Source organism: Streptomyces sp. RKAG293 (assembly GCF_023701745.1).
Taxonomy (GTDB): domain Bacteria; phylum Actinomycetota; class Actinomycetes; order Streptomycetales; family Streptomycetaceae; genus Actinacidiphila.
Genome location: NZ_JAJOZB010000001.1, coordinates 3,617,022 through 3,629,934, shown reverse-complemented (window position 1 = coordinate 3,629,934; position 12,913 = coordinate 3,617,022). Strand labels below are relative to the sequence as shown.

General features: G+C 72.0%; 12 protein-coding genes and 1 tRNA gene. 3 read left to right on the top strand and 10 right to left on the bottom strand.

The window, feature by feature from the left end:
- Positions 1–25: 25 nt before the first annotated feature.
- The 5 genes from LNW72_RS15990 to LNW72_RS15970 all read right to left on the bottom strand — a co-directional run bounded on the left by LNW72_RS15990 (position 26) and on the right by LNW72_RS15970 (position 3,094).
- On the bottom strand, positions 26–586 hold the full coding sequence (locus LNW72_RS15990) for a hypothetical protein (protein WP_250976035.1): 561 nt from the start codon (positions 584–586) through the stop codon (positions 26–28).
- Between the two features lie 211 nt (positions 587–797).
- Positions 798–1,922, bottom strand: a complete 1,125-nt coding sequence (locus LNW72_RS15985) for a PP2C family protein-serine/threonine phosphatase (RefSeq protein ID WP_250976034.1) — start codon at positions 1,920–1,922, stop codon at positions 798–800.
- A gap of 22 nt (positions 1,923–1,944) precedes the next feature.
- A complete protein-coding gene (gene mnhG, locus LNW72_RS15980; RefSeq protein ID WP_250976033.1) occupies positions 1,945–2,310 on the bottom strand; it encodes a monovalent cation/H(+) antiporter subunit G in 366 nt (121 codons plus the stop codon).
- Positions 2,307–2,576 carry a monovalent cation/H+ antiporter complex subunit F gene (locus tag LNW72_RS15975; RefSeq protein WP_250976032.1) on the bottom strand — a complete coding sequence of 90 codons (270 nt, stop codon included), beginning with the start codon at positions 2,574–2,576 and terminating at the stop codon, positions 2,307–2,309. The genes mnhG and LNW72_RS15975 overlap by 4 nt, the downstream gene beginning before the upstream one ends.
- The gene (locus LNW72_RS15970; protein WP_250976031.1) at positions 2,573–3,094 is read right to left on the bottom strand and encodes a Na+/H+ antiporter subunit E; all 522 of its coding nucleotides are present in this window, start codon (positions 3,092–3,094) and stop codon (positions 2,573–2,575) included. The genes LNW72_RS15975 and LNW72_RS15970 overlap by 4 nt, the downstream gene beginning before the upstream one ends.
- 110 nt (positions 3,095–3,204) lie before the next feature.
- Here LNW72_RS15970 and LNW72_RS15965 point away from each other — a divergent pair, with 110 nt between their 5' ends.
- Together LNW72_RS15965 and LNW72_RS15960 are read left to right on the top strand one after the other, a co-directional pair.
- Positions 3,205–4,662 carry a penicillin-binding protein 2 gene (locus LNW72_RS15965; RefSeq protein WP_250976030.1) on the top strand — a complete coding sequence of 486 codons (1,458 nt, stop codon included), beginning with the start codon at positions 3,205–3,207 and terminating at the stop codon, positions 4,660–4,662.
- 184 nt (positions 4,663–4,846) lie between these two features.
- Positions 4,847–6,319 carry a M1 family metallopeptidase gene (locus LNW72_RS15960; RefSeq protein WP_374117268.1) on the top strand — a complete coding sequence of 491 codons (1,473 nt, stop codon included), beginning with the start codon at positions 4,847–4,849 and terminating at the stop codon, positions 6,317–6,319.
- A gap of 19 nt (positions 6,320–6,338) precedes the next feature.
- Here the strand turns inward: LNW72_RS15960 and LNW72_RS15955 are convergent, their stop codons facing one another.
- From LNW72_RS15955 to LNW72_RS15945, 3 genes are read right to left on the bottom strand one after another with little or no spacing between them, the layout of a single operon-like run.
- Positions 6,339–7,958, bottom strand: a complete 1,620-nt coding sequence (locus tag LNW72_RS15955) for a Na+/H+ antiporter subunit D (RefSeq protein ID WP_250976028.1) — start codon at positions 7,956–7,958, stop codon at positions 6,339–6,341.
- The gene (locus tag LNW72_RS15950) at positions 7,955–8,440 is read right to left on the bottom strand and encodes a Na(+)/H(+) antiporter subunit C (protein ID WP_250976027.1); all 486 of its coding nucleotides are present in this window, start codon (positions 8,438–8,440) and stop codon (positions 7,955–7,957) included. Before LNW72_RS15950 ends, LNW72_RS15955 begins: the two co-directional genes overlap by 4 nt.
- Positions 8,437–11,310, bottom strand: coding sequence for a Na+/H+ antiporter subunit A (locus tag LNW72_RS15945; protein ID WP_250976026.1), 2,874 nt, complete (start codon positions 11,308–11,310; stop codon positions 8,437–8,439). The genes LNW72_RS15950 and LNW72_RS15945 overlap by 4 nt, the downstream gene beginning before the upstream one ends.
- A 114-nt stretch (positions 11,311–11,424) precedes the next feature.
- Between LNW72_RS15945 and LNW72_RS15940 the strand changes: the two genes are divergently transcribed.
- A complete protein-coding gene (locus LNW72_RS15940; protein WP_250976025.1) occupies positions 11,425–12,264 on the top strand; it encodes a metallophosphoesterase in 840 nt (279 codons plus the stop codon).
- 76 nt (positions 12,265–12,340) lie between these two features.
- On the opposite strand, the gene LNW72_RS15935 is transcribed toward LNW72_RS15940, so the two are convergent.
- Positions 12,341–12,637, bottom strand: coding sequence for a hypothetical protein (locus LNW72_RS15935; RefSeq protein ID WP_250976024.1), 297 nt, complete (start codon positions 12,635–12,637; stop codon positions 12,341–12,343).
- A gap of 162 nt (positions 12,638–12,799) precedes the next feature.
- Positions 12,800–12,873: transfer RNA gene (locus LNW72_RS15930), tRNA-Lys, on the bottom strand.
- Between the last annotated feature and the right edge of the window lie 40 nt (positions 12,874–12,913).

Here is a 12,913-nt window from a genome sequence, read left to right as displayed (position 1 = left end):
CCCGGAGCCGCCGGCCGGGCGCACCTCACCCTCGGGCGCCTGGACTGCGGGAGTGGTCCGGCGCGGCCGGGGGAGGCTGGGGGAGCCCTGGGGCGGAGTCGTCGGCGGCCTCGGCCGCGGAGGCGGGAAGCAGGGCGCGGAAGCGGATCAGGACCGCTCCGTCGGTGGCGTGGTGCACCTGCACACCGTCGATCCGCGCTCCGTTCTCCGTGGGGTGGGCGAGCTGCTGGCACAGGGCCGTCGCGGCGTACGAATGCGGTGGGTCGGGCGGGACCGTGAGCGGTTTGTCGTAGCCGTAATCGGTCACCGAGACCGTGCACCGCGCCCCGTCCACACCCAGGGTCACGCGGTACCGGTGCGCGAACCCGTGCTCGACGACATAGCCGCACGCCAGGGCGATCGCGGTGGCCAGTTGCGCGCTGACCTGCCCGTACGGCCCCAGGGTGTCGAGCGCGGCGCACGTCATCCTGGCGGCCAGCTCATCGCTCCCCGGGGTGCGGTGCAGCGAGAACGTCCAGGAGACGTCGAGAGTCGAACGCCGCGGGTCGGAGAGGGGGAGTCGCGAGATCGCCGCAAGCTTCGCCATGACGCCGGTCCACGTCCTGCAGAGTTGGAGGCACTTGAGCCCTGCCGGGCTCCGCCTGGAGCGGGGCCGGGGTCCAGGGCCACGGAGTAACCCTAGAACAGGCGAACGCCTTGCCGCTAGGGCATCTTGACGACACGTCATCGAGTGGGTACTCAGTGCGATGCTTCCAGCCACGCGGCGGGGTCGTACCGGCGGTGTCCCCGGTTCCGCCTCAGACCGGCCGCGCCGGGGGCCGGGCGGGCGCGAGCAGCAGGAGGACGACGTCGTCGCCGAGGGAGCCGCCGGCGTGGCGCAGCAGGTCGGCGTAGACGCGCTCGACGGCCTCCTCCAGGTTCTGGGCCAGCCCCGCCACCAGGGCCCCGACCCGTTCGGCGAGGGGGTAGAAGGAGCCGTCCACCGGGCTGCGGGCCTCGATCACCCCGTCCGTGCACAGCACGAGCACGTCCTCGCCGCCGAGCGGTGACCGCCAGGGCACGGCCGTCCCCTTGACCAGCCGGCCGAGGCCCAGCGGCACCCAGGGGTCCGGCGGGTTCAGCGTCGTCACCGTTCCGTCCGGGGTGATGCGCAGCGGTGCCACATGGCCGTAGTGCAGGAACTCGACGGAGCCGGGGCCGTCGAACTCGGCGAAGAGGGCGGTGGCGAACTCGCCGGAGACGACATGGCGCTGCACGCTCGCCTCGACGCGCTGCGCGACGCAGGTCAGTCCGCCCTCGTCGTACGCGGCCTCGCGGAACGCGCCGAGCACGACCGCCGACGTCTGGACGGCGTCCAGGCCCTTGCCGCGGACGTCGCCGATGAGCGCGCGCACGCCGTGCGGGGTGTCCAGGACGGAGTACAGGTCGCCGCCGATCTGGGCCGCGTCCGCCGCCGAGACGTACCGGACGGCGAGCCGGACGTCACCGACCCGGTCGCCGGGGGGCCGCAGCAGGGCGCGCTGGGCGGCCTCCGCGACCGAGGTGATCGCGGTGAAGGCCCGCTGCCCGGTCTCGCGCCGCCAGGCGATGTAGGCGCTGACCAGGCTGACCACGATGTAGGTGGCGAGCTGGCCGGTGAGCAGAACCCAGTCGCGGACCTGGGTGACCCCGTTGTACGGCGCGAGCGCGGTCTGCGCGACGAGGCCGAGGACGGCGACGAGCAGGGTGCGCCGCCAGGTCGTCGTGATGCCGGCCAGCGCCGGGGCGACCACCATTCCGGGCCCGATGTAGTGGTCCCGGCCGGCCGCGAGGTCGGCCGCGGAGACGACCGCGATGGCCAGCAGGGGCAGCGCCATGCCCTGGCGGGCCAGGACGGTGGATTCCAGGGACCGCAGTGCTCCGACGATCCGAGCATTTGTCACATATCGAACTTACCGGTTGGACTCAGCCGGGGTCGGGTCGGGTCAGATGATCGTCCAGCTCGTCGAGGACCAGCTGGTCGCCGCGCACCTGGCCGGTGCGGTACGCGGCCCGCCCCACCATGTGCGCCGCCACCGGCACCGTCATCAGCTGAAACGCCCCGATCAGCACCAGGGTGCCCACGTCCACCCAGGACCGCAGCCGCAGAGCCACCCCCGCCAGCACCAGCAGCAGGCCCAGGACCTGCGGTTTGGTCGCCGCGTGCATCCGGGTGAGGGTGTCGGGCAGCCGCAGCAGCCCGACCCCGGCCACGAAGCAGAGCGCGGCGCCGAGCAGCAGGAAGACCGCGGCGGCCCAGTCGCACACGGAACCCCAGTCCGGGGCGGTCATGACGAGTCCTCGTCCCGGAGGGCGATGAAGCGGGCGATCGCGACCGAGCCGGTGAAGCCGAGGAAGGCCAGCACCAGCAGGACCGGGAGCGAGTACGGGGTGCGGTCGGCCGCCGCCTGCGCGCCCAGGCCGGCGACCACGACGGCCAGCAGCGCGTCCACCGCCACCGCCCGGTCGAGCATCGACGGCCCGCGCACCAGCCGGACGAAGACCATCACACCGGCCGCGATCAGCAGCCCCAGGACGGCCGCGGTGACCCATTTCACGATGTGCCTCCCTCGTCGAGCGCCGCGATCTCCGCGCGGGTGCCGAAGGCGCGCACCACCAGCTCCTCCAGCCGGCGTACCCCGTCCCTGGCCTCCTCGATGTCCGAGCCCATGACGTGCACGAACAGCGTCGCCGTGGACCGCTGGACCTCCAGCACGGCACTGCCCGGCACCGCCGAGACGGCGATCGCGGTGGCCGTCAGCATCAGGTCGCCGGAGCAGCGCAGCGGGACCGCCAGCACCGCGCAGGGCAGCGGGGCGGGGGTCAGGGTCTGCCATGCCGTCCGCAGCCCCGAGAGGGTCAGATCGGCGAGGAAGAGCGCGGCGAACCGCACTAGGCCGACCGGGTGAATCCGCAGTCCCAAACTGAGCGGCGGCAGCGGGAAGACCAGGCACAGCACGACCGCCACGACCAGGCCCGTGACGACGTTCGCGGCGGTGATGCTGCCCCACAGCAGCACCCAGACGACGACGAGCCAGCCGACCAGCGGCCACTCGATCCCTCGCAGGGTGCGCACGGTGGCGATCCTCACAGAGCGGGGCGGTTCCGTGCGGGAGCCGCGACCTGTGAGGAACCTGTGCTCACCCGCCGGAACCAACGAATCCCCCTGGAACGTTCTTGCAGGGGATGAACAAGACAATCAGGCGTGCGTCGGTCTTCAGCCTCCTGCTCGTCCTCGCGGTCATGGTGCGGGTGACGTGGATGCAGGCGGTGGACGGCCGGGCGCTCGCGGACGACAAGCACAACCGGCGGAACATCATCGCGCAGTACGCGAACCCGCTCGGCGACATCGTCGTGGGCGGAAAGCCGGTGACCGGCTCCACCACCACCAGCGGCGGCGACCTGCGCTACCAGCGCACGTACACCGGCGGCGGGCTGTACTCGGCGGTCACCGGCTACAGCTCGCAGGTCTACGGCGCCACCCAGCTCGAAGGCATCTACCGCGGCATCCTGGGCGGCACCGACCCGCGGCTGAAGAGCCTGCCCGACTCGCTCACCGGCAAGGCCACCGAGCCGGGCGATGTGATCACCACCATCGACCCCGCCGTGCAGCAGGCCGCCTTCAAGGGGCTCGGCGACAAGAAGGGCGCGGCCGTCGCCATCGACCCGGCGACCGGCCGGATCCTCGGCATGGTCAGCACCCCCAGCTACGACCCGTCGAAGATCTCGGGCGGTTCGAAGGCCGACGGGGCGGCGTGGAGCGCCCTGCAGGCCGACAAGGACCAGCCGATGCTCAACCGGGCGCTGCGCGCCGCGTACCCGCCGGGGTCGACGTTCAAGCTGGTCGTCGCCGCGGCGGCCCTGGAGAACGGGCTGTACTCGTCGATCGACGAGAAGACCGCCAGCCCGAACCCGTACCCGCTGCCCGGCACCTCGCGGGTGCTGGCCAACGAGTCGGCGTCCGCTCCCTGCGAGAACGCGAGCATCAACACCGCGCTCCAGTACAGCTGCAACAACGTCTTCGGCAAGATGGCCGTCGACCTCGGCCAGGACAAGGTGCGCGCCGCCGCCGAGAAGTTCGGCTTCAACACCGACGGCCTGGACATCCCGGTGCGCGCGGCCAAGAGCGTCTACCCGAAGGGCATGGACAAGGCGCAGACCGCCCTGTCCGGCATCGGGCAGTTCGACGACACCGCGACCCCGCTGCAGATGGCGATGGTCGTCGCGGCCCTCGCCAACGGCGGCGAGCTGGCGAGCCCGCACATGGTCTCGCAGGTCACGGACGGCAACGGCACCGTGCTGCAGTCCTACCCGGACGGCGAGAGCACCCGCGCGGTCAGCGCGGACACCGCGGCGAAGCTGCGCAAGGCGATGGTCAACGTCGTCGACAACGGCACCGGAAGCAACGCGAAGATCAGCGGTGTCGAGGTCGGCGGGAAGACCGGCACCGCCCAGCACGGCGAGAACAACAGCGGGACGCCGTACGCCTGGTTCGTCTCCTACGCCGACGACGGCAAGGGCCACCAGGTCGCGGTCGCCGTGGTCGTCGAGCAGTCGGACGCGGCCCGCTCGGAGGTCAGCGGGAACGGGCTGGCGGCGCCGATCGCGCGGGCGATGATGAAGGCGGCGTTGAAGACAGGTTGAGCCGACGTCACGGCGGGCGTGCGCCGGACGGTGTTTTGAGACGTTGTGTTGCGCACGGTGAAGGTCTTGAGACAGCAGTGGGTGAAGGGGTAGCTGGGACACACGACTGGTTCCTAGGGTCGGGGTGTCCGAACTCACCCCGCGCTGGAGGACCCCTGTGCGTAAGAGAGCGATCGTTTCCGCCGTGAGCGCCGCCGGCCTGTTGCTGGCGATCCCGGCATCCGCCGCCGACGCCGGACCGGGCGCGCCCGGCATCGGCGACCCGTACTACCCGACGTACGGGAACGGGGGTTATGACGTCTCCCACTACGACCTGCGGCTGAAGTACCAGCCCGCCACCGACGAGCTGGAGGGCACCGCCACCCTGCTGGCCACCGCCACCCAGGGACTGACCCGCTTCAACCTCGACTTCGCGCTGGACGTCAGCGAGGTCCGGGTCAACGGCCGGGTCGCGAAGTTCGCCACCAGCGGAGAGCAGGAGCTGGAGATCACCCCGGCCACCCCGCTCGCCAAGGGCCAGCAGGCCACCGTCGTCGTCCGCTACTCCGGCGTCCCGGGCAAGGTGAAGCGCTACGGCTTCACGTCCTGGCAGCGCACCCCCGACGGCGGCGTCGCCGCCAACGAGCCGGAATCCGCCTGGTGGTGGTTCCCCAGCAACGACCACCCGCTGGACAAGGCCACCTACGACGTCTCGGTGCTCGTCCCCGACGGCTCGGCCGCGATCAGCAACGGTGTGCTGGTCTCGCAGAGTTCGAAGCTCGGCTGGACGCGCTACAACTGGCGGCAGAACAAGCCGCAGGCCACGTACCTGGCCACCCTCGCGGTCGGGAAGTTCGACATCACGCGGAACACCACCGCCAACGGCCTGCCCGTCATCAACGCCTACAGCAAGGACCTGGGCGACAACGACGGCGCCGCCCGCGCCAGCATCGAGCGCACCGGCGAGATCATCGACTGGGAGAGCGGCTACTTCGGCCCGTACCCGTTCAGCGCCGCCGGCGGTTACGCCCCCAACGTGCCCACCCACTACGCCGTGGAGACGCAGGGCCGGGTCTTCTACAGCCCCGCGCAGTTCGCGGGCGGCGCGAACCCCTCGGTCATCGTGCACGAGCTGGCGCACCAGTGGTGGGGCGACAGCGTCTCCCTCTCCCGCTGGTCGGACATCTGGCTCAACGAGGGCTTCGCCAGCTACGCCCAGTGGCTGTGGTCCGAGCACGAGGGCGAGGGCACCGCGCAGGAACTCGCCGACTGGGTCTACAGCCAGCACCCGGCCGACGACCCGTTCTGGACGGTCAAGCCCGGCGACCCCGGCGCGGCGAACCAGTTCGACGGCGCCGTCTACGACCGGGGTGCCGTCGCCATCCAGGTGCTGCGCAACAAGATCGGCGACAAGGCGTTCTTCGCCCTGCTGAAGGCCTGGCCCGCCCAGCACCAGTACGGCAACGGCTCCATCACCGAGTTCCAGAAGCTCGCCGAGAAGATCTCCGGGAAGAAGCTCGGCCCGCTCTTCGAGACCTGGCTGTTCACCGCGGCCAAGCCCGCGGCGCCGCCGGCCGCCCCGAAGGCCGGCGCGCTCCGTGCCGCCCCGGCCGCACCGCAGGCGGAGCCGAAGTCCTGGAAGCAGATCGCGGCGACGCACACGATTCACGACCGCTGACCCGCGAGCGATCCCCGCGTCAGTGCGCCAGAACCGCCTGTACGTAGGGCGTTCGTGACAGGAGCTCGCCGGCCGCCCGGTCGGCGAGCCCCGTCAGCGGGCCCGCGAGCACCGTGTAGGCCAGCCCGAGGGCGACCAGCGCCATGGTGGCGGCGAGCATCGTGCGGGGGAGCGCGGCGGTGGTGGTGATCGAACGGCCGCTGAGGGACGCCGACTCGGGGCGCCCGGCGGGCATCAGGGTCTCCTCGTCGGAGTCGTCCTGGTCGTCGCTGTCGTCCGTCTCCAGCACGGTGCCGTCGGCGCACAGATCGGGCGGCGCGGCCCGCCAGAAGGCCAGGTTCCAGACCTTGATCAGCGCGTAGAGCGTCAGCAGACTGGTCACGACACCACCACCGACCAGCACATACGCCCAGGCGCCGCCGTCGGCGACCCCCGCGCGCAGCAGTCCGAGCTTGCCGAGGAACCCCGACAGCGGCGGGATCCCGGCGAGGTTCATCGCGGGCACGAAGAAGACGGCGGCGAGCACCGGGGAGATCTTGGCGAGCCCGCCGAGCCGCTGCAGATCGGTGGTGCCGCCCCGGCGTTCCACCAGCCCGGTGACCAGGAAGAGTGTGGTCTGCACCGTGATGTGGTGGGCGACGTAGAAGACCGCGCCCGCGATGCCGCCCCGGGAGGCCAGCGCGATGCCGAAGACCATGTACCCGATATGGCTGACGAGGGTGAAGGACAGCAGCCGTTTGAGGTCGGTCTGCGCGACCGCGCCCAGGATCCCGACGACCATCGACAGCAGGGCGATCAGCATCAGCGGCTCGGCGAGCCGGGTGCCGGGGAAGAGCAGCGTCTGGGTGCGCAGTATCGAGTACACGCCGACCTTGGTGAGCAGCCCCGCGAAGACGGCGGTGACGGGCGCGGGCGCGGTCGGGTAGGAGTCGGGGAGCCAGGCGGCGAGCGGGAAGACGGCCGCCTTGATGCCGAAGACGGTGAGCAGGGCGAGTTGCAGCACCAGCCGGATCCCGGCGGGCAGATCGGCCAGCCGCACGGAGAGCTCCGCGAGGTTCATGGTGCCGGTGGCCGCGTAGACCATGCCGATCGCCACCAGGAAGAGCACCGAGGACAGCAGCGACACCACGATGTACGTGGCCCCGGCGCGGATCCTGGCCGCCGTGCCGCCGAGCGTCAGCAGGACGTAACTCGCCGTCAGCATGATCTCGAAGCCGACGTAGAGGTTGAACAGGTCGCTGGACAGGAACGTGTCGGAGACCCCGGCGACGAGGATCAGATACGCGGGGTGGAAGACCGACAGCGGCGTCGCCTCGTCGCGGTCGGCCATGCCCTGGCCGATGGAGTACACCAGCACGCAGAGCGTCACCGCGGACGAGACGACCAGCATCAGCGCCGACAGCCGGTCGGCGACCAGCGCGATGCCGATCGGGACCGGCCAGCCGCCCGCGTGCATCACCTGCGGGCCGTCCCGGTCGGCCGCCACCAGCAGCGTGACGGAGGCGGCCAGCACCACGCTGAGGACGGCCGCGCTGATGAACCGCTGGATGCGGGGGAGCCGCAGTCCGACGGCGAGTTTGAGGCCCGCGGCGAAGAGCGGGAGGACGACGGGCAGCGGCAGCAGCGCGGTCGCGTTCATCGGTCGGCCCCCAGCACGTTGTCCCACAGTTCGTCGTCGAGGTCCTCGGAGTCCTCGGCCCGCGCCTGCCGGGCCCGGTCCGCGCGGATCACCGTCCGCAACTCGGCGCGCGTCCCCTCGTGTTCGGCCCGCAGCGCGACCCGGATGTCCTCGACGTCGTCCTGTACGTCGTCGCTGCCGGTCAGCTGCCAGCTGCGGTACGCCATCGCGAGCAGGAACGCGGTCAGCGCCAGGGTGATCACGATCGCGGTCAGCGCCATCGCCTGCGGGAACGGGTCGGAGACGACCGCCGGATCGGTGCCGGGGGACAGCAGCGGCGCCTTCCCCGAACGGCCCGAGGTGGCCAGCACCAGCAGGTTCACCCCGTTGCCGAGCAGGACGGCGCCGAGCAGGATGCGGGTCAGCGGGCGGGCGAGCAGCAGCACCGTCCCGCAGGCGAACAGCACCCCGCCGGCGGCGATCAGGGCGACGGTGGCGTTCATGCCTTCCTCCGGGCTTCTTCGCGCTCGATCTGCTGGTCGATCTTCGCGCCGAGGCTCCGCAGCACGTCGAGGACGACCCCGAGGACCAGCAGGTACACGCCGAAGTCGAAGAGCACGGAGCTGGGGACGTGCACCTCGCCGAAGAGCGGCAGCCGGGTGTGGAACACCCCGCTGTCCAGGACGTCGGAGCCGAGCACCAGCCCGCCGAGACCCGTTCCGACGGAGATCATCAGGCCGGTGCCGAGCAGGAACCCGGCGTCGACGGGCGCCGCCTCGGCCAACTCGTAGCGCCCGCCCGCCAGATACCGCACGACGAGCGCCAGCCCCGCGACCAGCCCGGCCGTGAAGCCGCCGCCCGGCAGGTTCTCAGCGCAGAACAGCAGATACAGCGAGAGGACGAGGATGGGGTGGAAGACCAGCCGCGCCACCACCTCGAAGACCACCGAGCGCCGGTCGGGGTCGAGGGTGTCACCGGCCGCCAGCCAGGTGCGCTCGGGCGCCGCACGCGGCCCGGCCCGCACCTCCGACGCCCACACGCCCGCCGTGCCGCCGTCCTCCGGCACGCGCGGCAGCGCACCGGCCCGGCGGCGCAGATAGACCAGGCTCGTCACGCCGACGGCCGCGACCGCCAGCACCGCCGACTCGCCCATCGTGTCCCAGGCCCGCAGGTCGACGAGGATCGTCGCGACCACGTTCTTCAGCCCGTCGTGCGCGGTCTCGGCCACCATGGCGGCGCCCGCGGACGGATGCCGGCGGGCCGCCACCGCCAGATACGTCAGACCCGCCGCCAGCGTCCCGGTGGTGACGCCGAGCGCGGCGTGCAGGGCGCGGCGCCAGGCCGTCGCCGTCGGCGGGAAGCGGTGCGGGAGGCGGCGCAGCACCAGGACGAACACGACGATGCTGGTCGTCTCCACCGTGAACTGCGTCAGCGCGAGGTCCGGCGCCCCCTGCAGCACGAACAGCACGCCGGTGCCGTAGCCGGTCGTGCCGGCCAGCACCACCGCCTTCATCCGCTGCCGGGTCGGCAGGCACAGCACGCCCGCCGCCGCCACGGCGGCCGCCACCGCGATCTGGCCCGCGTCGTCCCACAGGTGTGGCGAGCCGCCCCACGCCCACGGCCGGTCGGTGAACAGCGCCGCCGCCTCGGCGCCGGAGAAGACCAGCAGCGCCGTGCCGAGATAGACCGGCAGCGAACCGCGCTGGATGCTCCCGGTCAGTTGCAGCGCGAAGCGCTCGGTCTGCCACAGGATCTGGGCGAACGCCGCCTCGGCGCTCGGCAGCGCCAGCCGCTTGCCCCAGCGGACCAGGTGGTTCCGAGCGACGAACAGCGCCACACCGGCCGCCCACGCGATCTCCGACAGGGTGAGCGGGAGGCCGGCGCCGTGCCACAGGGCCAGGTGGTACGGGGTGCCGCGGGACGGGAACGCGGCCGCGTAGCGCTCCATCAGCGGCGCCAGCAGGCCCACCCCCGGGCCCAGCACCAGGCCCGCCAGCGCCAGCAGCGCGGTGGGAGCCCACAGGGCCGCCGTCGTCCGCCCGCCGTGCGCGGTCGCCCGCGGCAGGTCGGGCGACGTGGCAGGACCGAACGCGCCGTACAGGAAGCGCAGGGTGTACGCCGTGGTCAGGGCCGATCCGGCGACGGTCGCGTACAGGGTGAGGCGGTCGGCGGTGCCGCCCGCCCAGAGCGCGGCGAACGAGGCCTCCTTGGCGGCGAAGCCGAGGAAGGGCGGCAGGCCCGCCATCGAGGCACCGGCGAGGCAGGCGGTGCCGCAGACCACCGGCATCGCGCGCGCCAGACCGGCGAGCCGGCGGATGTCGCGGCTCCCGGTGGCGTGGTCGACGATGCCGACCACGAGGAACAGCGGCGCCTTGAACAGCGCGTGCGTCAGCAGCATGGTGGCGCCGGCCAGCGCGGTGTACCGGGACCCGGCCCCCACCAGCGCGGTGAGGAAGCCGAGTTGGCTCACCGTCCCGTAGGCGAGGATCCGCTTGAGGTCGGTCTCGCGCAGCGCCCGCCAGCCGCCGAGCAGCATCGTGGCGGCGCCGAGCGTCAGCGTCACACCCCGCCAGGGCGCGACCACGGCGAAGGCGGGGGAGAACCGGGCGACGAGATAGATGCCGCCCTTCACCATGGCCGCCGCGTGCAGATAGGCGCTGACCGGCGTCGGCGCCGCCATGGCACCGGGCAGCCACAGACTGAACGGCCAGATCGCGGACTTCGACAGCGCTCCCGCGAGCACCAGCACCAGGGCGACCGGCACCGCCGTGCCGCCCAGCGGCGGCGGATGCGCGACGAGGACGGAGATCCGGTAGGTACCGGCCGCCTGACCGAGCATCAGCAGTCCGACGAGCATGGCCAGGCCGCCGACCGTGGTGACGAGCAGCGCCTGCAGCGCGGAGCGCCGGTTGGCCTTCTTCTCCGACAGATGGCCGATGAGCAGGAACGAGAAGACGGTGGTCAGTTCCCAGAAGACGTACAGCAGGATCAGGTCGTCGGCGAGGACGAGCCCCAGCATCGCCCCCGCGAAGGCGGTCAGGGCGCCCGCGAAGTTCGCCAGTCCCGGCTCGTCGTCGCCGAAGTAGCCGGTGCAGTAGACGAGTACGAGCGTGCCGACGCCGCCGGCCAGCACGGTCAGCAGCAGCCCGAGGGCGTCGAGCCGCAGTGCGATGCTCAGATCGAGGGCGGGCGCCCACCGCCACTGCTCGGTGCGCACCGCGCCGTCGGCGACGGCCGCCCACTGGGTGAACGCCCACACCGTCGTGGCGGCCGGTGCCAGCGCGAGGACGAGGAAGGCTCGCCGGCCGAGCCACCGCACCAGAGGGGTGGCGCAGGCGGCGAGCACGAAGTGGGCGGCGATCAGGGCGAGCACGCGGCGAACACTTCCGCCGCCCGGGCGGCACGGGGGACCGGCGCGCCCGGCGTAGGCCAGGATCACCCATTGGGCGGGGTACCGCCCGTGCCCGGATCCGCCTACCGTCTGCATATGCCGGATGGAAAGCTCTGGGGGATCAGCGACCTGCATGTGGCGTTCGCGGAGAACCGGAAGATCGTCGAGGGCCTGCGCCCCGAGTCGGACACCGACTGGCTGATCGTCGCGGGCGACGTGGGCGAGCTGACGGACGGCATCGAGTGGGCGCTGACCCTGCTCAGCGGCAGATACGCCCGGGTGGTGTGGGCGCCCGGCAACCACGACCTGTGGACCCCGGCCGAGGACCCGGTCCAGTTACGCGGCGAGGCGCGCTACCGCCATCTGGTCGAGATGTGCCGCTCGCTGGGCGTGCTCACCCCGGAGGACCCGTACCCGGTCTGGGAGGGCGCGGGCGGCCCGGCCGTCGTGGCGCCGCTGTTCGTCCTCTACGACTACACGTTCCGCACCGACACCGCCGCGAACAAGGAGGAGTCGCTCGCCCAGGCGTACAAGTCCGGGATCGTGTGCAGTGACGAGTTCCTGCTGCATCCCGATCCGTACCCGAGCCTCGACGCCTGGTGCCGGGCCCGGCTGAAGGAGTCCGAGCGGCGGCTGCGGGACTGCGATCCGGCCCTCCCGCTGGTCCTGGTCAACCACTTCCCGCTGGTCCGCCAGCCCACCCGGATCCTGCACTACCCGGAGTTCGCCCAGTGGTGCGGCACCGAGCGGACGGCCGACTGGCACCGGCGGTTCACGGTGAGCGCGGTGGTCTACGGCCATCTGCACATTCCCCGGACCGCCTGGTACGACGGGGTGCGCTTCGAGGAGGTCTCCGTCGGCTACCCCCGCGAATGGAGCCGCCCGGGCCACCCCAGAACCGTCCCCCGCCAGATCCTGCCGGAGCCGGCCCGCTGAGGCCCGCGGCCCGCGGTGCCGCGGAACCCGGAAGGCCCCCCGCTTCCGCGAGGGGTCTTCGATCCGGATGCCGGGACTACGGGGTCACCAGGTTGAACACCGGGTAGGTCTTCGGCTGCGCGTCCTTGATGCCGATCTCGGTCAGGATCGGCACGATGATCTCGCCGAACTTCTGGAACGCCTCCTCGGACTCCCAGACGTCGGCGACGATCCAGCCGTCGGCGGTGGGGGCGGCGGTGTGCGAGATGAGGCCGGGCACCGGCCAGTCCGCGGAGTTCTTGACCGTGTCACGGCCACCGGTCACCTTGACGACGCTCTGCTGGTAGTCGGCCTGGGTCATACCGGGGAATTCGAAGATCACGAGGATCGCCATGCGGGGCTCCTATGGGGGGAGTTTTGCGACACCGGACCAGTCGACCACCTCACCGGGCCCCCCGCGCGCCGGCCTGCGCCGTGCGGGTCGCGGCCGGAACAACCGGCCGGAAACGACCAAAGGTGCTCTTCCCGGAGGAAGAGCACCTTTGGTGTTCTGCTGTGCGCCGTCAGGGACTCGAACCCCGGACCCGCTGATTAAGAGTCAGCTGCTCTAACCAACTGAGCTAACGGCGCCTACGGGTCAATCATACGGGGCCGGAGGGGGTGCTGATGA